2 protein-coding genes are annotated in these 23215 nt (G+C 72.8%); both read left to right on the top strand.

The genetic code is table 11. The features are described 5' to 3' along the window. The first annotated feature begins 429 nt into the window (after positions 1 to 429). The gene (locus tag DFJ66_RS44820) at positions 430 to 22743 is read left to right on the top strand and encodes a type I polyketide synthase (protein ID WP_281276689.1); all 22314 of its coding nucleotides are present in this window, start codon (positions 430 to 432) and stop codon (positions 22741 to 22743) included. Positions 22744 to 22746: 3 nt separating this feature from the next. Continuing rightward, a partial coding sequence (locus DFJ66_RS42055) for a beta-ketoacyl synthase N-terminal-like domain-containing protein (RefSeq protein ID WP_211351501.1) occupies positions 22747 to 23215 on the top strand: 469 nt, incomplete at its 3' end.

Consider the following 23215-nt stretch of genomic DNA (forward strand, 5'->3'; position numbering starts at 1 on the left):
TCATCAAGTGGGCCGGCGGTTCGTGGGGGTGGAGACCGCTACCCAGTTCCCCGTGTTGCGCCGGATGGGCGTGCACGCCTTCCAAGGTTTCCTGTTCTGCCGCCCGGTGCCGCCCGAGGAGTTCCGCGTCCCGCCGGCACTTGGCCCATTGCGCATACCCGTTCAGAGCTGAGCGGTTCCGTCGCGCCCGCGACCGGCGCATTGAAGCTGACGGTCGCCGGAACGCCAAGGAGCAGTATCGGGAACCCGATGCGTGATTCCAGGTACGTGGGATTGCCGTAGCCGCGCCGGGCGAACACGAGGTACGTTCGACGTTGTCTCATTCCGCTCGAAGTGCGCAACGACTGTTCAACGCCGCGGTTGTCGTGGACCGCATTGCTTTCGTCTGCCGAACGGCTCGCATTCGCGTGCGCGGAAGAGGGGTGCCCGATGGGGATTTCCGCAGACGGTTCGATCGCGATCGTCGGAATGTCCTGCAGGTTGCCCCAGGCGCCGGATCCGGCCGCGTTCTGGCGGCTGCTGCGCGACGGCCGGGACGCGGTCTCCGCGCCGCCGGACGGGCGGGCGGGGCGGTTGCCGGCCGGGTTCCTCGACGACGTGGCCGGGTTCGACGCGGCCTTCTTCGGCATCTCGCCCCGCGAGGCGGCGGCCATGGACCCGCAGCAGCGGCTGGTGCTGGAGCTGGCGTGGGAGGCGCTGGAGGACGCGCGGGTCGTCCCCGGCACGCTCGCCGGCGGCCGGACCGGCGTGTTCATCGGCGCGACCTGGGGCGACTACGCGACGCTGAGCCGACCCACCCCGCACTCCCTGACCGGCACGAACCGGGGCGTCATCGCCAACCGCGTGTCGCACTTCCTCGGCGTGCGCGGCCCGAGCCTGACCGTCGACTCCGCGCAGTCCTCCGCGCTGGTCGCGGTGCACCTCGCGGTGGAGAGCCTGCGGCGCGGCGAGAGTGACGTCGCGCTGGCCGGCGGGGTGAACCTCAACCTCATCGCCGACCGCGAGACGAGCGCGGTGGAGTTCGGCGGGCTGTCCCCGGACGGCCGCAGCCGCACCTTCGACGCGGCCGCCAACGGGTTCGCGCGGGGCGAGGGCGGCGGCGTGGTCGTGCTGAAACCGCTGGTCAGAGCGCTGGCCAACGGCGACCCCGTGCACGCGGTGATCCTCGGCAGCGCGGTGAACAACGACGGCGCGACCCCCGGGCTCACCGTCCCCAGCGCCGACGCCCAGGCCGAGGTCATCCGCGAGGCGCTGCGCCGCGCGGGCGTCGGACCGGACGACGTGCAGTACGTCGAGCTGCACGGCACCGGGACCCCGGTGGGCGATCCCGTCGAGGCCGCGGGTCTGGGCGCGGGGTACGCGGGCCGGGTCACGGAGCTGCGGGTCGGCTCGGCGAAGACCAACGTCGGCCACCTGGAGGGCGCGGCCGGCGCGGTCGGCCTGCTCAAGACCGTGCTGAGCCTGCGGCACCGGGAGCTGCCCCCGACCCTGCACCACCACACGCCGATCCCGTTCGACGGGCCGGTGGACCTGCGCGTGCAGACTGCACTGACACCCTGGCCGCGCCCCGATCAGCCGCTGATCGCCGGTGTGTCGGCCTTCGGCATGGGCGGGACGAACGCGCACCTCGTCGTCGCCGCCCCGGGACCGTCGACCGGGCCGGAACCGTCGACCGCCCCGGGACCGTCGACCGCCCCGGAGGTGTCGACCGGGCCGGAGGTGTCGAGCCGGCCCGAGGCGTCCACCGGGCCCGAGGCGGCGACCTCCGCGGTGCCGTGGGTGTTGTCGGGCAAGACCCCGGAGGCGTTGCGTGCCCAGGCCGGTCGCCTGCGCGACCACCTCGCCGCCCGCCCCGACCTGCCGGCCACCGGCGTCGGCCTGGCCCTGGCCACCACGCGCACCCACTTCGCCCACCGCGCCGTCGTCCTCGGTGACCAGGCGCTCGACGCGCTCGCCGAAGGCCGCCAGGCGCCCGGCCTGATCACCGGCCGCGCCGACCAGCGGGGACGCACGGTCTTCGTGTTCCCCGGCCAAGGCGCGCAGTGGATCGGCATGGGCCGCGAGCTGTACGACACCGAGCCGGTCTTCCGCGCCTCGGTCGACGCCTGCGCCGAGGCCCTCGCCCCGCACACCGACTGGTCCCTGGTCGACGTCCTGCGCGACGGTCCGCTGGACCGCGTGGACGTCGTCCAACCGGCGTTGTTCGCGATGATGGTCTCTTTGGCCGCGCTGTGGCGTTCTTATGGCGTCGAACCCGACGCGGTGGTCGGCCATTCTCAGGGCGAGATCGCCGCCGCGCATGTCGCCGGCGCATTGTCGTTGGCCGACGCCGCCCGGATCGTGGCTTTGCGCAGTCGCGCGCTCACCTCGTTGGCCGGCGCCGGCGGAATGACTTCCGTCACACTGCCCGTCGATGAAGCGGAACAACTCGTGGCGCGTTGGGAAGGCCGGTTGACGGTCGCCGTCGTGAATGCGGCTGATTCGGTCGTGGTGTCCGGTTCGACGGTCGCGTTGGCGGAGTTGACGGCGGAGTGCGCGCGGCTCGGCATTCGGACGCGTGCCATTCCCGTTGATTATGCCGCCCATTCGACCCACGTGTCGGCCATTCGGGAAAGGCTGCTCGCCGATGTGGCGGACGTGCGGCCCCGGACAGGGGACGTGCCGTTCTACTCGGCGGTGACGGGCGGGTTGCTGGACACCGCCGGGCTGGACGCCGCCTACTGGTACCGCAACCTGCGCGAGCCGGTCCGGTTCGACCTGGCGACCGCCGCGCTGCTCGCTGCCGGGCACGACGTCTTCATCGAGGTCAGCCCCCACCCGGTGCTGACGCCCGCCGTCGAGCGGGGGAGCGTGGTCACCGGGACCCTGCGCCGCGACCAGGGCGGACGGGCGGACTTCCACACCGCCGCCGCCCGGATCTTCACCGCCGGCGCCCGGATCGACCTCACCGCCGCCTTCCCCGCGACCACCAGGCCGGTGGACCTGCCGACCTACGCCTTCCAGCGCCGCCCGTACTGGCTCGACAGTCCAGCGCCACGACAAGACGCGCCCGCCACCCCGACCAACCCGACCGCCGCGAGCAGCCCGACCGCCGACCCGCGCCCCGAGCCGTCCGCCGATCCCGCCGAACAGCTCACCGCCGCCATCGCGGCCGTCCTGGGCCACGCCGACCCGGCCGACATCGACCCCTCGCTCACCTTCAAAGAACTGGGCTTCGACTCGGTCATGGGCGTCGAGCTGCGCGAACGCGTCAACAACGCGCTCGGCCTGCGCCTGCCGTCCGGCCTGATCTACGACCACCCCACCCCCGCCGCCCTCCTCGTCCACCTCCGCGGCACCCACCCCGACGAGCCGCACCCCACCCCCACCCCCGACGACGACCCGATCGTCATCGTCGGCATGGGCTGCCGGCTGCCGGGTGGGATCGGCTCGCCGGAGGACCTGTGGCGGCTGGTCGAGCGGGAAGGGGACGTGATCGGCGACTTCCCGACCGACCGCGGCTGGGACCTGGCCCGTCTCCACGACCCGCAGCTGCGCAGTGGCCGCACCAGCGCCGTAAGCAAGGGAGGGTTCCTCGACGACATCGCCGGGTTCGACGCCGACTTCTTCGGGATCTCGCCCCGCGAGGCGTCGGCGATGGACCCGCAGCAGCGCCTGGTCCTGGAAACCGCCTGGGAGACCTTCGAGCACGCCGGCATCGACCCGACGACCCTGCACGGCAGCCGGACCGGCGTCTACACCGGCATCTGGTCGTCGGGCTACGGCGTCGGCACGCCCGTCCCCGAGGACGTCGAGGGCTACCTCATCACCGGCACGGCCACCAGCGTCACCTCCGGCCGCGTCGCCTACCACCTCGGCCTGCGCGGTCCGGCTCTCTCAGTCGACACCGCGTGCTCGTCGTCGCTGGTGGCCATGCACCTCGCGGCCCAGGCACTCCGCGCCGGCGAGTGCGACCTGGCGCTGGCCGGAGGCGTCACCGTCATGGCGACCCCGGACGTCTTCACCGAGTTCTCCCGCCAGCGCGGGCTCGCGCCGGACGGCCGCAGCAAGCCGTTCTCCGCCTCCGCCGACGGCACCAGCTGGAGCGAGGGCGCGGGCCTGGTCCTGCTGGAGCGCCTGTCCGACGCCCGCCGCCACGGCCACCGGGTGCTCGCGGTCGTGCTGGGCAGCGCGGTCAACCAGGACGGCGCGTCGAACGGCCTCACCGCGCCCAACGGCCCGTCCCAGGAGCGGGTGATCCGGCAGGCACTGGCCAACGCCGGCCTGGAACCGTCCGATGTGGACGCCGTCGAAGCCCACGGCACCGGCACGACCCTCGGCGACCCCATCGAGGCCCACGCCCTGCTGGCCACCTACGGCCGCGACCGGTCCGAGCCGCTGTGGCTGGGTTCGGTGAAGTCCAACATCGGCCACACCCAGGCCGCCGCGGGCGTCGCCGGTGTCATCAAGCTCGTGATGGCCCTCCGGCACGGTCGTCTGCCCCGAACCTTGCACGTGGACGAGCCGACACCGCACGTGGACTGGTCGGCCGGGAACGTCCGCCTGCTCACCGAGACGACCCCGTGGCCCGACACCGGCCGTCCCCGGCGGGCCGCCGTGTCCGCGTTCGGCATCAGCGGCACCAACGCCCACCTCGTGCTCCAGCAGGCCCCGGAGGAGGAGCCCGCCGACGTGCCCGCGCCGGAGCGCGTGGTGCCTTGGGTGGTGAGTGCGAAGGCCGCGGACAGTCTGCACGTGCAGGTTGCACGCCTGCGCGAACACGTGCGCACTCACCCGGACGTGCCGGTCGGGACGATCGCCCGCGAACTCGCCGGCCGCGCCAGGTTCGCCCACCGGACGGTCCTCGTCGGCGCGAACCACGCCGAACTGCTCGCCACCCCGCCGATCGAGTCCCCGCGCGCGACCGGCAAGACGGTGTTCGTGTTCCCGGGCCAGGGTGCGCAGTGGGTGGGCATGGGCCGGGAGCTGTACGCGACCGAGCCCGTGTTCCGGGAGGCGATCGACGCGTGCGCCCGAGCCCTGGTGCCGCACGTCGACTGGAGCCTGGTCGACGTCCTCGACGGCGGTGAGCTGGACCGCGTGGACGTGGTGCAGCCGGCGCTGTTCGCGATGATGGTCGGTTTGGCCGCGCTGTGGCGCTCCTACGGCGTCGAGCCGGACGCGGTGGTGGGGCACTCGCAGGGCGAGATCGCGGCGGCGTACGTGGCCGGGGCGCTGTCGCTGGAGGACGCGGCCCGGGTGGTTGCGTTGCGCAGCAGGGCTTTGGTGGCGATCTCCGGTGCGGGCGGGATGGTGTCGGTAGCCCTCCCGCCGGACTCGGCGTTGTTGGCCGGCGTGTCGGTCGCCGTGGTCAACTCGCCGACGAACGTGGTTGTGTCGGGCGAACCGGCCGCCTTGGACGCGCTGCTGGAGGCCTGTGAGCGGGAAGGGGTGCGGGCTCGGCGGATCCCGGTCGACTACGCGGCCCACTCGGCTCAGGTGGAGGCGGTGCGTGACCGGCTGCTCGGCGACCTGGCGGATGTCCGGCCGCTGGAAGCGCGGATCCCGTTCCACTCCACGGTGGTCGACGGGTTGGTGGCGCGGGCGGATGCCGCGTACTGGTACCGGAACCTGCGGGAGACCGTCCGGTTCGATCGGGCTGTGAAAGCGCTTTCCGCCGACCATGACGTCTTCGTGGAGGTGAGCCCGCACCCGGTCCTGGTGCCCGCGCTCGAGGACGCCACCGTCGTCACCGGCACCCTGCGCCGCGACCGGGGTGCGCGCCAGGAGTTCCTCACCGCGGCCGGGCGGCTGTTCGCCGCCGGCCTCGACGTCGACTGGACGCCCGCCCTGCCGCCCGCCGGCCGCGTCGACCTGCCGACCTACCCGTTCCGGCACGAATCGCACTGGCTCGCCCCGACCACGCCCGCGGACCCGTGGCGGTACGAGGTCGCCTGGTCGCCCGTGACCCCCGCCGGCACCCCGTCCGGCCGGTGGTCGGTGCTCGCGCCGGACGGTGACCACCCGTGGGTCGACGCCGTCGTGGAAGCGTTGCGGGACAACGGTGTCGAGATCGTCGAGTCGGGCGCGGACGGCGTGTTGTCGTTCCTGGCTCTCGACGAGTCGCCGCACCCGGACCACCCGGCCGTGCCCGTCGGCCTCGCCCGGACGCTGGACGCGGTGCGCGACCAGACCGCGCCCCTGTGGTGCGTGACGCGCGGCGCGTTCGGCGACCGGCCGCGGCAGGCGCTGGTGTGGGGCGTGGGCCTCTCGGCGGCCCTGGAGTTCCCGGACCGCTGGGGCGGCCTGGTCGACGTCCCGGACACCCCCGACCCGACCGCCGTGCGCCGCCTGCTCGCCGCGCTCACCGGCCCGGAGGACCAGCTCTCGATCCGCGCCGACGGCACCTTCGCCCGCCGCCTCCACCGCACCCGCCCGACCCCGCCGGTCCGGACGTGGCGACCGGAGGGCACGACCCTGATCACCGGCGGCACCGGCGCGCTCGGCAGGCGGCTGGCGCGATGGCTCGCCGACCAGGGCGCGGAACACCTCGTCCTGGTGAGCCGCAACGGCCTCGGCACTGCGGACACACGCGCGGCCGGAGCGGACGACCTGCGCTCAAGCGGAACCCGCATCACCGTGGCCGCGTGTGACGTGACCGATCGCGATGCCCTCGCCGCCCTCCTCGACCAGGTCGGCGAGGTCCGGTCCGTCTTCCACGCCGCCGGTGCGATCAAGTCGAGCAGCTTGGCCGACGACGACCTGGCCGCGTTCGCCGACGTCCTCGACGCCAAGGTCACCGGTGCGGCGAACCTCGCTGACCTGCTGCCCGACCTCGACACGTTCGTGCTGTTCTCCTCGACGGCCGGCGTCTGGGGCGACGGTCACGGCGCGGCCTACGCCGCCGGCAACACCTACCTCGACGCCCTCGCCGCCCGGCACCGCGCGCAGGGTCGGGCGACCACGTCGGTGGCGTGGGGCATCTGGGCCGAGGGCGGAATGGCCGCGTTGGAGTCGGTCCAGCGGCAACGGCGGCTGCTCGGCCTGGGTGAGATGCCGTCCGGGCGGGCTCTGGCCGTGCTGCGGGACGTGCTCGACCAGGACGTGCCGCACGCCGTGGTCACCCCTGTGGACTGGGCGCAGTTCGCCCCCGCCTACACCCGGCGGCGGCCCGGCACCCTCCTCGCGGACCTCCCCGAAGCCCAGGCCCCCGAGGCCCAAGTCCCCGAAGCCCAGGTCCGCGAGGAACGCCCGGAGCCCGTGCGCACGGACGTGCTGGCGCTGGTCCGGACGCACACGGCCGCCGTCCTGGGGCACGCCTCGCCGGACGCCGTGGACCCCGGTCGCGCGTTCAAGGATCTCGGGTTCGACTCGCTGACGGCGGTGGAGCTGCGCAACCGGCTCGGCGCGGCGCTGGGCCGGAAGCTGTCCGCCACGCTCGTCTTCGACCACCCCACACCCGAACGCCTCGCCGCGCACCTGCGCGGGGAGAGCACCGCGACCGTCACCACCGCGAGCACCGCGACCGACGAGCCGCTCGCGATCGTCGGCATGGGCTGCCGCTACCCCGGCGGCGTCGAATCGCCGGGGGACCTGTGGCGACTGGTGTCCGAGGGCGTGGACGCGATCGGTCCGTTCCCCGACGACCGCGGCTGGGACCTGGAACGCCTGCACGACCCCACCGCGGCCCGCCCCCGCACGTCCGCCACCCGGCACGGCGGGTTCCTGCACGACCCCGCCGGCTTCGACGCGGCCTTCTTCGGGATCTCGCCGCGCGAGGCGTTGGCGATGGACCCCCAGCAACGAGTGCTGCTGGAGACCGCGTGGGAGACCTTCGAGCACGCCGGCATCGACCCGACGACCCTGCACGGCAGCCGGACCGGCGTGTTCACCGGCATCTGGTCCACCGGGTACGCCGCCGGTCCCGTCCCCGACGACCTGGAGGGCTACCAGGTCACCGGCACGGCGACCAGCATCGGCTCCGGCCGCCTGGCTTACCTGCTCGGCCTGGAGGGACCCGCGCTCTCGTTGGACACGGGCTGTTCCTCGTCGCTCGTGGCGCTGCACCTGGCGGCGCAGGCGCTGCGGTCGGGCGAGTGCGACCTGGCCCTGGCTGGCGGCGTGACGATCAACGCCACCCCGTCCCTGTTCACCGAGATGTCCCGACAAGGTGCGAGCGCGCCGGACGGTCGCAGCAAGTCCTTCGCGGCGGGGGCAGACGGAGCCGGGTGGTCGGAGGGCGCGGGACTGGTGCTGGTGGAGCGGTTGTCCGACGCTCGGCGGCACGGTCACCGGGTGCTGGCGGTGCTGCGGGGAACGGCGGTGAACCAGGATGGCGCGTCGAACGGGTTGACGGCTCCGAACGGTCCTTCGCAGGAGCGGGTGATCCGGCAGGCCTTGGCGAACGCTCGACTGCAACCGTCCGATGTGGACGTTGTGGAGGCTCACGGTACCGGTACGCGGTTGGGTGATCCGATCGAGGCTCAGGCGTTGTTGGCGACGTATGGGGCTGATCGTGCGGAGCCGTTGTGGTTGGGGTCGGTGAAGTCCAACATCGGGCACACCCAGGCGGCGGCCGGGATGGCGGGCGTGATCAAGGTCGTGGAGGCGATGCGCCACGGCGTCCTGCCCAAGACCCTCCACGTGGACGAGCCCACACCGCACGTGGACTGGTCGACCGGGAACGTTCGGCTGCTGACCGAGGCCGTGCCGTGGCCCGAGACCGGTCGGCCGCGCCGGGCCGGCGTGTCCGCGTTCGGCATCAGCGGCACGAACGCCCACGTCATCCTCGAACACGCGCCGGAGCCCGCCGAACCTGAGACCGACGACCCGCTGTGGCTGCTGTCGGCGAAGTCCCCGGAGGCGTTGCGACGGCAGGCCGCTCGGCTGCGCGACTTCCTCGCCGGGGGTGAGCGGGCCGGGATCGGCCGCGCCTTGGCCGGTCGGGCGCGTTTCGAGCACCGGGCGGTGGTGCTGGACCCGGCGGGGTTGGACGCGTTGGCGGAGGGACGTGAGCATCCCGGGGTGGTGACCGGGCGGGCTTCGGGGCTCGGCAAGACGGTGTTCGTGTTCCCAGGCCAGGGTGCGCAGTGGGTCGGGATGGGCCGGGACTTGTATGCGCGTGAGCCGGTGTTCCGTGAGGCGATCGATGCGTGTGCTGAAGCTCTTGCGCCGCACATGGAGTGGTCGTTGGTGGAGGTGTTGAGCGGCGGCGAGTTGGATCGTGTTGATGTCGTTCAGCCGGCTCTGTTCGCCATGATGGTCGGCTTGGCGGCGCTGTGGCGTTCGCACGGTGTCGAACCGGATGCGGTGGTGGGGCATTCGCAGGGCGAGATCGCAGCGGCCTACGTGGCCGGTGCTTTGTCTCTCGAAGACGCGGCGCGGGTGATTGCGCTGCGGAGCAAGGCGTTGGTGGAGATCGCCGGGCTGGGCGGGATGGTGTCGGTGGCTTTGCCGCCGGAGTCGTCGCTGTTGGCCGGGGTGTCGGTGGCGGTGGTGAACTCGCCCACGAGCGTGGTGGTGTCGGGTGAGCCGGAAGCCTTGGACCAGTTGCTGGAGGTGTGTGAGCGGGAGGGTGTTCGGGCTCGGCGGATTCCGGTCGACTATGCAGCGCACTCGGCGCAGGTGGAGGTGTTGCGGGAGCGGTTGATCAGCGTGTTGGCGGGGATCGAGCCGCTGGAGCCGCAGATTCCGTTCTACTCCACGGTGACCGAGGGGTTGGTGGAGTGGGCGGATGCCCATTATTGGTATCGGAATCTGCGGGAGCCGGTGCGGTTCGACCGGGCTGTGGAGGCGCTGGCGGGACATCTGTTTGTGGAGGTGAGTCCGCATCCGGTGTTGGTGCCGGCGTTGGACGTTCCTCTTGCCATCGGGACACTGCGCCGCGACAACAGCGACTTCCGCACGGCCCTGGCGACCCTGGTCGCCCACGGCCACGACCTGCCCGCGTCGGCACCAGCCCGGACCAGCCTGCCCACCTACCCGTTCGAACGCACCCGGTACTGGCTCACCACGACGACCACCGAATCGAGCCTCGGTCACCCGCTGCTCGACGACCTGGTCCCACTGCCGGATCAAGGCGCGGTGCTGACCGGGCGGCTGTCCACCCGCACCCACCCGTGGCTGGCCGATCACGCCGTGGACGGAACGGTCCTGTTGCCAGGCACCGCCTTCCTCGAGCTGGTCACCACAGCGGGACGTGCCGTGGGGCACCCGGCGGTGGCCGACCTCGTCCTGCATGCGCCCTTGAACCTGACCGATCGCCTTGCGCACGTCCAAGTGTCCGTGGGTGCACCGGACGACGAGGGCCGGCGGTCGGTGTCGGTGCATTCCCGGATCGACGGCGAGTGGACCCGACACGCGTCCGGGACCCTGGAAGCCGTTCGGCCCGCCGCCGTGCCGCCGTGGACGCCCACCGGCGCACACGTCGACCCGGACGCCTTCTACGACCACCTCGCCGCGCTCGGCTACCAGTACGGCCCGGCGTTCCGGGGCGTCCGCACCCTCCGGCAGGGACCCGAAGAAGTGTTCGCCGAGGTGCAGGTGCCCGAGGGCAGCGGCTTCGGCCTGCACCCGGCGCTGCTGGACGCGGCCCTGCAACCGGTCATCCTGCTCCACCCCGACCACCGGGTCCGCCTGCCGTTCTCCCTGGCCGGCGTCACCGTGCACGCACAGGGCATTTCCACGGCCCGGGTCCACCTGTCCCGCACTGGACCGGACACCTTCACCGCGACCGTGACCGACCCGGCGGGCGGGCTGGTGGCGACCATCGACACGTTTACCGTGCGGCCGGCCGCCCAGACCAGCCTCCTGCGCACGGACTGGGTGCCGCTGACCGAGGCCGCGCCCGTGCCGGTGCGGGTGGCGCCGGTCCTCGAAGGGGCTCCCGACGCCGAGTCCGTGCACGCCCTCACCCGGCAGGCCCTCGCCCTGGTGCAGGACCACCTGCGGTCGGACGACCAGGCCCGCCTGGTGGTGCCCGTGCGCGCGGGCGACCCGGCGGGTGCGGCCGTGCGCGGCCTGGTCCGCAGTGCCGCCGCCGAGCACCCCGGGCGGTTCGTGCTGGTGGAGCTGGACGGGGACGCGACACCCGACCAGGCGACCGTTGCCGCCATGGCGGGCGACGAACCGGAACTGGCCGTGCGCGGTGGTACTGCGGTCGTGCCCCGGCAGACGTCGTTCAGCCCGCTCCCGTCGTCGCTCGACGGGTCGTGGCGGCTGGTCGAGTCCGGCACGGGCAGCCTGGACGACCTGACCTTCGCCGACGTCGCCGAGGGGCCGCTGGAACCGGGTCAGGTGCGCCTCCGGGTGCGGGCGGCGGGCGTGAACTTCCGGGACGTGCTGGTCGCGCTGGGGATGTACCCGGGGGCGGCGATGCTGGGCGGCGAGGCGGCCGGGACGGTGCTGGAGGTCGGGCCTGGGGTCTCCCTGAGGCCTGGTGATCGGGTGTTCGGGTTGGTGCCGGGTGCGTTCGGGCCGCGTGCGGTGGCGGACCATCGGTTGTTGGCACCGATTCCGGACGGGTGGTCGTTCGGGCAGGCGGCGGCGGTGCCGGTGGCCTTCCTGACGGCCTGGCACGGCCTGGTGGACCTCGGTCGGGTGAGACCCGGTGACCGCGTGCTGATCCACTCCGGCGCGGGCGGTGTGGGTGTGGCGGCGATCCAGTTGGCGCGTCACCTGGGTGCTGAGGTGTTCGCGACCGCGAGTCCGGGCAAGTGGGGTGTGTTGCGGGGTCTGGGGTTGGACGACGATCACATCGCCTCGTCGCGTGATTTGGAGTTCGAGCGGCGGTTCCCGCGCGTGGACGTGGTGCTCAACTCGCTCGCGGGCGAGTTCACCGACGCGTCCCTGCGGCTGCTCGGGCCGGGCGGGCGGTTCGTGGAGATGGGCAAGACCGACGTCCGCACTCCCGAGGGCGTCGACTACCGGGCGTTCGACCTCAACGACGCCGACCCCGCGCACCTGGGTCGGGTGCTGGGTGAGGTGCTGGGGCTGTTCGCCCAGGGCGCTCTCCGGCTGCCGCCGATCACGACCACCGACGTGCGGCGGGCGGCGGAGGTGTTCCGGCTGATGAGCCAGGCCGGGCACACCGGCAAGCTCGTGCTCACCATGCCCGACCTGTCGGACGGCACGGTGTTGATCACCGGTGGCACGGGGACGTTGGGGCTTGCGTTGGTTCGGCACCTGGTTGCTCGGCACGGGGTTCGGCGTTTGGTGTTGGCGAGCCGCAGTGGTGGTGTTGCGCCGGAGTTGGGCGCTGACGTGCGGGTCGTGGCGTGTGATGTGTCGGAGCGGGCGCAGGTTGCGAGACTGGTGGCGTCCATCCCGGACTTGAAGGCTGTGGTCCACGCGGCCGGCGTGCTGGACGACGGGGTGGTGGAAGGGCTCACCGCCGAACAGGTGGACCGCGTGCTGCGGCCCAAGGTGGACGGCGCCTGGCACCTGCACGAACTGACCGCCGACCTGGACGCGTTCGTCCTGTTCTCGGCCGCCGCCGGCGTGCTGGGCACCCCGGGCCAGGCCAACTACGCGGCGGCCAACTCCTACCTCGACGCCCTCGCCCGCCACCGGCACGCGCTCGGCCTGCCCGCCGTGTCGATGGCGTGGGGGTACTGGGCGCGGAGCAGCGGCATGACCGCGCACCTCACCGCGACCGACAAGGAGCGCTTCGCCCGCGCCGGCATCGCGCCCATGACCACCGAGCAGGCGCTGGCCCAGTTCGACGCGGCCCTCGCCGCCGGTCACCCCGCCGTGACCACCGCCCACCTGACCACGCCGACCTCCCTCCCGTCACCCGCCGCGCCGGAGACCGACCTGCTGGCGCTGGTCACCACCCACACGGCGGCCGTCCTCGGACACAGCGACACCGCCGCGGTCACGCCTCGGTTGGCGTTCCGCGATCTCGGGTTCGACTCGCTGACGGCGGTGGAGCTGCGCAACCGGCTGGGGTCGGCAACCGGGTTGCGGTTGCCCGCGACCCTCGTGTTCGACCACCCGACTCCCGAGGAGTTGGCCGAACACCTGCGTGACCAGGTGGCCGGGACTCGTCGGGAGGTGGTCGCCCCGGTCGTGAAGGCGGTGGAGGACGACCCGGTGGTGATCGTGGGTATGGGGTGTCGGTTGCCGGGTGGGGTGGGGTCGCCGGAGGAGTTGTGGCGGCTGGTGTCGGGTGGTGTGGACGCGATTGGTGGTTTTCCGTCTGATCGTGGGTGGGATTTGGAGCGCTTGTATCACCCTGATCCGGATCATCCGGGGACGAGTTATACGCGTTCGGGTGGGTTCCTGTCGGGTGTGGCTGGGTTTGATGCGGAGTTTTTCGGGATTTCGCCGCGTGAGGCGTTGGCGATGGATCCGCAGCAGCGGGTGTTGTTGGAGACGGCGTGGGAGACGTTCGAGCATGCCGGGATCGATCCGACGTCGTTGCGGGGCAGTCAGACCGGGGTGTTCACCGGGTTGTGGTCCTCGGGGTACGGCGGCAACGCGGATCTCGCGCCGCGTGACGCCGAGGGGTACCTGGCGACCGGGATCTCGCCGAGCGTGACGTCCGGCCGGGTCGCCTACCACTTGGGTTTGCGTGGGCCCGCGTTGTCGGTGGACTCCGCGTGTTCGTCGTCGTTGGTGGCGATGCACCTGGCCGCGCAGGCGTTGCGGTCGGGGGAGTGCGACCTGGCGTTGGCCGGTGGCGTCACCGTGATCGTGAACCCGTTGGGGTTCACCGAGTTCTCGCGCCAACGCGGATTGTCGCCGGACGGCCGGTGCAAGGCGTTCTCCGCGTCGGCGGACGGCACCGGGTGGGGCGAGGGTGTCGGCCTGGTGCTGTTGGAGCGGTTGTCGGACGCGCGTCGGCGTGGGCACCGGGTGTTGGCGGTGCTGCGTGGGTCGGCGGTGAACCAGGATGGCGCGTCGAACGGGTTGACGGCTCCGAACGGTCCTTCACAGGAGCGCGTGATCCGGCAGGCGTTGGTGAGTGCCGGGCTTCGACCGTCCGAAGTGGATGCCGTGGAGGCTCACGGTACCGGTACGCGGTTGGGTGATCCGATCGAGGCTCAGGCGTTGTTGGCGACGTACGGGGCTGATCGTGCGGAGCCGTTGTGGTTGGGTTCGGTGAAGTCGAACATCGGGCACACGCAGGCCGCGGCGGGCGTGGCCGGTGTGATCAAGATGGTGATGGCGCTGCGGCACGGTGTGCTGCCGAAGACCTTGCACGTGGACGAGCCGACGCCGCACGTGGACTGGTCGGCCGGGGATGTGCGGCTGCTGACCGAGGCGGTTCCGTGGCCGGAGACGGGCCGTCCGCGCCGGGCGGGCGTGTCGTCTTTCGGTGTCAGCGGGACGAACGCTCACGTGATCCTCGAGCAGGCTCCGGAGGCGGCGGTGTCTGTGGTGGATCTGCCGTGGGTGGTGTCGGCGAAGACCGAGGCCGCGTTGGAGGAGCAGGTTCGGCGGGTCCAAGAGTTCGCGGGCAGTCACCCGGCGGCGGGTATCGGCCAGGCTCTCGCTACACGTGCTCGGTTCCCGCACCGCGCTGTGATTGTCGGGGATGACGTGATCACTGGTGTCGCGGAGGAGCGGCGGACGGTGTTCGTGTTCCCAGGTCAGGGTGCGCAGTGGGTCGGGATGGGCCGGGACTTGTATGCGGCCGAGCCGGTGTTTCGTGAGGCGATCGACGCGTGTGCGGAGGCTCTTGCGCCGCATGTGGAGTGGTCGTTGGCGGAGGTGTTGAGCGGCGGCGAGTTGAATCGTGTGGACGTGGTTCAGCCGGCGTTGTTCGCGATGATGGTCGGCTTGGCGGCGTTGTGGCGGTCCCGCGGGGTTGAGCCGGATGCGGTGGTCGGCCACTCGCAGGGTGAGATCGCGGCGGCATATGTGGCAGGGGCACTGTCGCTCGAGGATGCGGCTCGGGTTGTTGCCTTGCGGAGTAAGGCCTTGGTGGAGATCGCCGGGCTGGGTGGGATGGTCTCAGTGGCCTTGCCGCCGGAGTCGCCGCTGCTGTCCGGGGTGTCGGTCGCGGTGGTGAACTCGGCTTCGAGCGTGGTGGTGTCGGGGGAGCCAGCCGCGCTGGATGAGTTGCTGGAGGTGTGTGAGCGCGAAGGGGTTCGGGCTCGGCGGATTCCGGTGGATTATGCAGCGCACTCGGCGCAGGTGGAGGTGTTGCGGGAGCGGTTGTTGGGGGATCTGGCAGGGATCGAGTCGCTGGAGGCCACGGTTCCGTTCTATTCCACGGTGACCGAGGGGTTGGTGGAGTGGGCGGATGCCCATTATTGGTATCGGAATCTGCGTGAGCCGGTGCGGTTCGACCGGGCTGTGGAGGCGCTGGCGGGACATCTGTTTGTGGAGGTGAGTCCGCATCCGGTGTTGGTGCCGGTGTTGGACGATCCGCTGGCCATGGGGACGCTTCGCCGGGACAGCAGTGACTTCGACCTCGCTGCCGCGCGGTTGTTCGTGCTGGGTGTGGATGTCGAATGGCCGGTGTCTGCGGCTCACGTGGATCTGCCGACGTACCCGTTCCAGCACGAGCACTACTGGATGAACCCCTCGGCGAACCCCGGGGACGTCACCGCGGCCGGGCTCGACGCCACCGATCACCCGCTGCTCGGCGCGGCCGTCGAACTCGCTGCCGGTCGGGGTGTCGTGCTGACTGGTCGGCTGTCCGCCGCGACCCAGCCGTGGTTGGCCGATCACGCCCTCCACGGGTCCGCTCTGCTGCCGGGTACCGGGTTCGTGGAGCTGGCGTTGCGCGCCGGGAGTCGGGTCGGTCGGCCCGTCCTGCGCGAACTGGTGCTGGAAGCGCCGATGCTGCTGGACGGCCCGGTGTCCGTTCAGGTCGTGGTGGAGGGCGACGAAGTCACGATCCACTCCCGCGCGGAGGACACCTGGGTGCGGCACGCGCGTGGCACGCTCGGTGTCGAGTTGTCGGCGACCCCGGCGTGGAGGTGGCCCTCAGACGCCGAGCCCGTGGACCTCACCGGCTTCTACGACGACCTGGCCGCCCGCGGCTACGAGTACGGCCCGACGTTCGAGGGCGTGCGGGCGGTGTGGCGGCACGGGGACGACCTCCTCGCCGAGATCGCACTGCCGGCCGGCGAGGACGGGTTCGACCTGCACCCGGCCCTGCTCGACGCCGCGTTGCAGCCCTTGACGTTGGTCGCCGCCGGTTCCGTGCCGTTCTCGTTCGCCGGGGTCGCGGTGCTCAAGCCGGGCGTGTCGGCGGCACGGGTTCGCCTGACACCGACCGGCACCGACACCTACCGGGTCGTCCTCGCCACCGACGCGGGGGAACCCGTCGCCGCCGTGGACGCGCTGACCGTGCGGCCGATGACCGCGGACTTCCAGGCCCGCGACCACCGGCTGTTCCGCCTCGACTGGGTTCCCGTCACCACTTCGCTCATGCCGGCAACGATCGTTCCGGGAACGATCGTTCACCACGTGATCAGTCCGGCCGGCGTCGACCCGGTGGAGGCCGCGCACACCCTCGCCGAGCAGACCCTGACCGTCGTCCAGGACTTCCTGCGCACGTCGGAGGAGGAGAAGGAGGAGGAGCGCGGCAAGCTCGTCGTCGTCACGCGCGGCGCGGTGGACGGGAGCGACCCCGGCGCGGCGGTGGTGTGGGGTCTCGTCCGGGCTGCGGAGGCGGAACACCCCGGGCGGTTCGCGCTGGTGGACCTGGACCACGACGGCGAGGTCCGGGTGCCGGTGGACGAGTTCCAGGTGGTGGTGCGTGGTGGCGCAGTGCTGGCGGCTCGGCTGACCAGGGTGGCCGCGCAGCCTGGTGCGCTCGACCCGGACGGCACCGTGCTGATCACCGGTGGCACCGGCACCCTCGGTCTCCTTCTCGCCCGGCACCTGGTCGCCCGGCACGGCGTGCGGCGGCTGGTGTTGCTGGGTCGTCGGGGTGGGGAGGTGGAGATCGAGGGCGCGGACGTGTCGGTCGTGGCGTGTGACGTCACCGATCGGGCCGCCCTGGCTGACGTGCTCGCCTCGATCCCCGACCTGACCGCCGTCGTCCACGCGGCCGGGGCGCTGGACGACGGCGTCGTGGACGCAATGACCCCGCAACGCCTGCACGACGTGCTGCGGCCCAAGGTCGACGCCGCCTGGCACCTGCACGAGCTGGTCGGCGACGTCAAAGCGTTCGTGCTGTTCTCCTCGGCCGCCGGCGTGCTGGGCGGACCCGGGCAGGCCAACTACGCCGCCGCCAACGCCTTCCTCGACGCCCTCGCCGCCCACCGACACGCCCTCGGCCTGCCCGCGACCTCCCTGGCGTGGGGCCAGTGGGCACAGGACAGCGGCCTCACCGGGCACCTGACCGACGCCGACCGCCGCCGCCTCGAACGCTCGGGTGTCGTGCCGATGTCCACCGAGCACGCGCTGGCCCTGTTCGACGCGGCCCTGGGCGACGGCGGCCCCGCGCTGGTGCCCGCCCGCCTCGACCTGACGGCCCCGGCGTTGCGCGGCCTGACCCGCCGCGACCACCGGACCGCAGACAAGACCTCGGGCAAGCGCCGGACCGCGGACACCGGTTGGGCGGATCGGCTCGCCGACCTGCCCGAGGCCGAGCAGCACGCCGTGGTGCTCGACCTGGTCGGCTCGCACACCGCCGTCGTGCTGGGCCGGTCCGACGCCGTCGCCCCGCGTCGGGCGTTCAAGGACCTCGGGTTCGACTCGTTGACCGCGGTCGAGCTGCGCAACCGGCTGTCCGCCGCGCTGGGCGTGCCGCTGCCCGCGACCCTGGTCTTCGACCACCCGACACCGGCCGCCCTCGCCGAACGCCTGCGCGAGCTCGTGCTGGGCCGGGAGCGGCCGGTGGTCGAGCCGGTGGTGCGGACCACCACCGACGATCCGGTGGTGGTCGTCGGGATGGGCTGCCGCTACCCGGGTGGTGTCGGGTCGCCCCAAGACCTGTGGCGGCTGGTGTCCGGGGGCGTGGACGCGATCGGGGAGTTCCCGACCGACAGGGGTTGGGACGTCATCTATGATCCGGACGGCGGTCCGGGCACTACCTGCACCACGCACGGCGGGTTCCTCGCCGACGCCGCCGACTTCGACGCGGCCTTCTTCGGGATCTCACCGCGCGAGGCGCTGGCGATGGACCCGCAGCAACGGGTCTTGCTCGAAACCGCGTGGGAGACCTTCGAGCACGCGGGCATCGACCCGACGTCGTTGCACGGCAGCCGCACCGGCGTCTTCACCGGCATCTGGTCGTCCGGCTACGGCGGCGGCACCCAACCCACCGACCTGGAGGGCTACCTGGCGACCGGCACGGCCACCAGCGTCACCTCGGGACGGGTGTCCTACCTGCTGGGGCTGGAGGGTCCGGCGGTCTCGGTGGACACGGCGTGCTCGTCGTCGCTGGTCGCGATGCACCTCGCGGCGCAGGCGCTGCGGTCGGGGGAGTGCGACCTGGCGTTGGCGGGCGGGGTGACCGTGATGGCGACGCCGTCCGGGTTCGTGGAGTTCTCCCGGCAACGCGGTCTGGCCCCGGACGGGCGGATCAAGGCGTTCGCGGACGCCGCCGACGGCACCGCGTGGTCGGAGGGCGCGGGTCTGGTGCTGCTGGAACGGCTGTCCGACGCCCGCCGGCACGGCCACCGGGTGCTGGCGGTGCTGCGCGGCACCGCGGTGAACCAGGACGGCGCGTCGAACGGGCTGACGGCTCCGAACGGTCCTTCACAGGAGCGGGTCATCAGGCAGGCGTTGGCCAACGCGGACCTGCGACCGTCCGATGTGGACGCCGTGGAAGCGCACGGGACCGGGACGACGCTGGGTGATCCGATCGAGGCCCAGGAGCTGCTGGCGACCTACGGGCAGGACCGCGCGGAGCCGTTGTGGCTGGGCTCGGTCAAGTCGAACCTCGGGCACACCCAGGCCGCCGCCGGTGTCGCCGGCGTGATCAAGATGATCGAGGCCATGCGGCACGGCACGCTGCCGCGCACCCTCCACGTCGACCAGCCCACCACCCACGTGGACTGGGACAGCGGTGCCGTCCGCCTGCTCACCGAGTCGACGCCGTGGCCCGCTCACGGTCGGCCGCGGCGCGCGGGGGTGTCGTCCTTCGGGATCAGCGGCACCAACGCCCACGTGATCATCGAGCAGGCGGAGCCCGAGCCCGCGAAGACGACGGGGTGGGTGCCGTGGCTGCTGTCGGCCAAGTCGCCGGAAGCGTTGCGGGCCCAGGCTTCGCGGCTGCGTGAGTTCGTCGGCGACCCGGCGGCGGGTGCGGCGCTGGCGGCACGGGCGCGGCTGCCCTACCGGGTGGCGCTCACCGACCCGGACCGGCTCGCGGCCGACCTCGACGCCGTGGCCCGGGGTGACGCCGTCGTCGAGGCGCACAGCGGCGGGACGGCGTTCGTGTTCTCCGGCCAGGGTGCGCAGTGGTCGGGCATGGGGCGGGGCCTCTACGACGCCCACCCGGTGTTCGCCGAGGCCCTGGACGAGGTGTGCGGGCAGCTCGGCTTGCGGCTGTGGGAGGTCGACCTCGACCAGACCAGGTACACGCAGGCGGGCTTGTTCGCGATCGAGGTGGCGCTGTACCGGCTGGTCGAGTCGTTGGGCATGAAGCCGGACTTCCTGGTCGGGCACTCGGTGGGCGAGATCGCCGCCGCGCACGTCGCCGGAATCCTCAGCCTGGAGGACGCCTGCACGTTGGTGTCCGCACGGGGACGGCTGATGCAGGAACTGCCCGCGGGCGGGGCGATGGTGTCCATCCGCGCGTCGGAGGCCGAGGTCCGGGCGGTGCTGCCCGAGGGTGTGGCCATCGCGGCGGTCAACGGTCCGGACGCGGTGGTGGTTTCCGGTGCCGAGGATGCCGTCCTGGCGGTCGCGGAAGGCTGGGAGGGGTCGCGGCGGCTGAAGGTCAGCCATGCGTTCCACTCGCCGCACATGGAGCCGATCCTCACCGCGTTCGCGGAGGTCGCCGAAGGCCTCACCTACCGAACGCCCACGATCCCGGTCGTCTCGACGGTGGCGGGCGAGCAGACCGACATGGCCAACCCGGACTACTGGGTGCGCCAGGTGCGGGAGACGGTGCGGTTCGGGCAAGCGGTGGAGTGGTTGCGCGGCAACGGGGTCACAGCGTTCCTCGAGGTCGGCCCGCACCCGTCGCTGGTGCCCAACGCGGTGATGCGGCGTGACGACGAGGGCCGTGTCCTCGCCGCGTTGGGCCGGGCCTGGGTCGAGGGTGCGGAGTGGTCCCTGCCCACCGGCCACGCCGACCTGCCCGCCTACGCGTTCCAGCGCGAGCGGTTCTGGTTGACGCCGACGCCGGCGGCCGACGTCACGGGCGCGGGCCTGGGCACCGCCGACCACCCGTTGCTGGGCGCGGTGGTGGAGCTGCCCGACGACCAGGGCGTGGTGCTGACCGGGCGGTTGTCCCCGGCCGCCCAGCCGTGGCTGGCCGAGCACACGGTCCCGGGGTCGGCGTTGCTGCCGGGCACGGCGTTCGTGGAACTGGCGCTGCGGGCGGGCCGGCAGGTGGGGTGCCCGGTGGTCGGGGAGCTCGTGCTGGAGGCCCCGCTGGTGGTGTCCGACGCGGTGGACGTGCGGGTTGCGGTCGGTCCGCCGGCCGAGGGCGGGCGTAGTGTCACCGTGCACTCCCAGAGCGACGGCGAGTGGCTCCGGCACGCCACCGGCACGCTGACCACGGAAAGCACGCCCCCGCAGCGGTGGACCGAAACCGGCGAAGTGGTCGACCTCGCCGGGTTCCACGACACCCTCGCGGACTCCGGGTTCGAGTACGGGCCGACCTTCCGCGGCCTGAGGACGGTTCGCCGAGCCGGTGACGACCTGTTCGCCGAGGTGGAGCTGCCCGCCGACGCCGACCGGTTCGCGCTGCACCCCGCCCTGCTGGACGCGGTCCTGCAAGCCGTCACGATCGCGGACGACCGCCCGAAGGTGCCGTTCTCGTTCACCGGGGTCGCGGTGTGGGCGACCGGCCGCACCACCGTCCGCGCCCGGCTCACGGCGACCGGCCCGGACACCTTCCGCGTCGGCCTGGTCGGTCCGTCCGGCGAACCGGTCGCGGCGATCGAGTCCCTGACCCTGCGCGCGCCGGCGGCCCGGCGGGACCACGCCCTCTACCGGATCACCTGGCCGGAGATCCCCACCCCGCGGGCCCGGGACTCCGACCGCTACCACCACGCCACCGACCCGGTGGAGACCCTGCGGGCACTCCAGGACTTCCTCGCCACACCGGACGAGACCCGGCTGGTCGTCGTGACCCGCAACGCCGTGTCGGTGCACGGCGAGGACGTGGACCCGCGGGCCGCCGCAGTCTGGGGCTTGGTCCGCTCCGCCGCCGCCGAACACCCCGGCCGCCTCGCCCTAGCCGACACCGCCGACCCCGCCGCTCATGCCGACTTCGCCGACCCCGCCGCTCATGCTGACCCCGCCGACCCCGCCGCTCGTGCCGACCCCGCCGCTCGTGCCGACCTCGCCGACCCGCGGCCGGCCGTGGGTGACGAGCCGGAAGTGGCGATCCGCGTCGGCCGCACCCACGTGCCCCGCCTGGAACGCGCCGAAGTCGCCACCCTGCCCTCCACGCTGAGCCCGGACGGCACGGTCCTCGTCACCGGCGGCACGGGCGGCCTGGGCGCGACGATCGCCCGTCACCTCGCCACCCACCACGGCGTCACCCGCCTGGTCCTGGCGAGCCGAAGCGGTCTGGACGCACCCGGTGCCGCCGAACTGGCCGAAGAACTGGGCGCGCAGGTCGTCGCCTGCGACGTGAGCGACCGCGACGCCGTGGCCCGGCTGCTCGCCGAACACCCGGTCACAGCGATCGTCCACGCGGCCGGCGTGCTGGACGACGGCGTGCTCGAAGCGCTGGACGCCGACCGGTTCGCCGCCGTCTGGGCGGCCAAGGCCGACGCCGCCCGGCACCTGCACGAACTGGCCGGCGACCTGGAGGCGTTCGTGCTGTTCTCCTCGGCCGCCGGGGTGCTGGGCGGACCGGGTCAGGCCAACTACGCCGCCGCCAACGCGTTCCTCGACGGCCTGGCCGCCCACCGCCACGCCCACGGCCGGCCCGCCGTGTCGCTGGCGTGGGGCCAGTGGGCGCACAGCGGCATGACCGACAAGCTCACCGACCTCGACCGGCGGCGGATCGCGGGCGCGGGTGTGGCGCCGCTGGACGTCGAAGCCGCTCTGGAGTTGTTCGACGCGGCTTTCACGGCCGGGGAACCCGCGCTGGTGCCGATCCGGTTCGACCTGGCGGCCCTGCGCCGCGTCACCGACCCGCCCGCGGTGCTGCGCTCCCTGGTCCGCCCGCGTCGGCGCACCACCGCCCCGACCGCGGACGTGCGGGAGGTGGTGCTGCGCGCGGTCGCCCACGTCCTCGGGCACACCTCCGCCGTCGACCCGCGCCTGCCGTTCAAGGACCTCGGGTTCGACTCGCTGACCGCCGTCGAGCTGCGCAACCGGCTCACCGCCGAGACCGGTCTGCCGCTGCCCGCCACGCTGGTCTTCGACCACCCGACGCCCGAACGCCTCGCCGACCACGTGCGCGACCGCCTGGGTGTCGCCGCACCGGACCCGGTCCTGGCCGAGCTCGACAAACTCAAGTCCACTTTGGACACCGCAGACGACGCCGACCACGACGAGATCGCCGCACGCCTGGCCGACCTGCTGGCGTCCTGGACCGCCCGGCGCGGCACGGCCGACGACGACCTCGACGACGTCACCGACAGCGAGCTGTTCGACATCCTCGACGACGAGCACCGCAAGACCCAGGTCATCCGATCCGGCGAGCACCGCGAGGCGGGGGAGTAGGGCATGGCCGACGAAGACAAGCTCCGCGGGTACCTCAAGCGCGCCACGGCCGACCTGCGGGTGATGAGCCGCCGCCTGGCCGAGGTGGAGGAGGCCGCCCGCGAACCGATCGCCGTGATCGGCATCGGCTGCCGCTACCCCGGCGGGGTCGGCTCGCCCGACGACCTGTGGCGGCTGGTGTCCGACGGCGTGGACGCGACCGGCGAGTTCCCGGCCGACCGGGGCTGGGACGTCACCCACGACCCGGACGGCGGTCCCGGCACCACCTACACCACCCGCGGCGGTTTCCTGGACGACGGCGCCGGTTTCGACGCGGCCTTCTTCGGCATCTCGCCGCGTGAGGCGTTGGCGATGGACCCGCAGCAACGAGTGCTGCTCGAAACCGCGTGGGAGACCTTCGAGCACGCCGGGATCGACCCGACTTCGTTGCGCGGCACCCGGACGGCGGTGTTCACCGGCGTGTGGTCCTCGG

It is taken from the genome of Saccharothrix variisporea (assembly GCF_003634995.1).
GTDB classification, from domain to species: domain Bacteria; phylum Actinomycetota; class Actinomycetes; order Mycobacteriales; family Pseudonocardiaceae; genus Actinosynnema; species Actinosynnema variisporeum.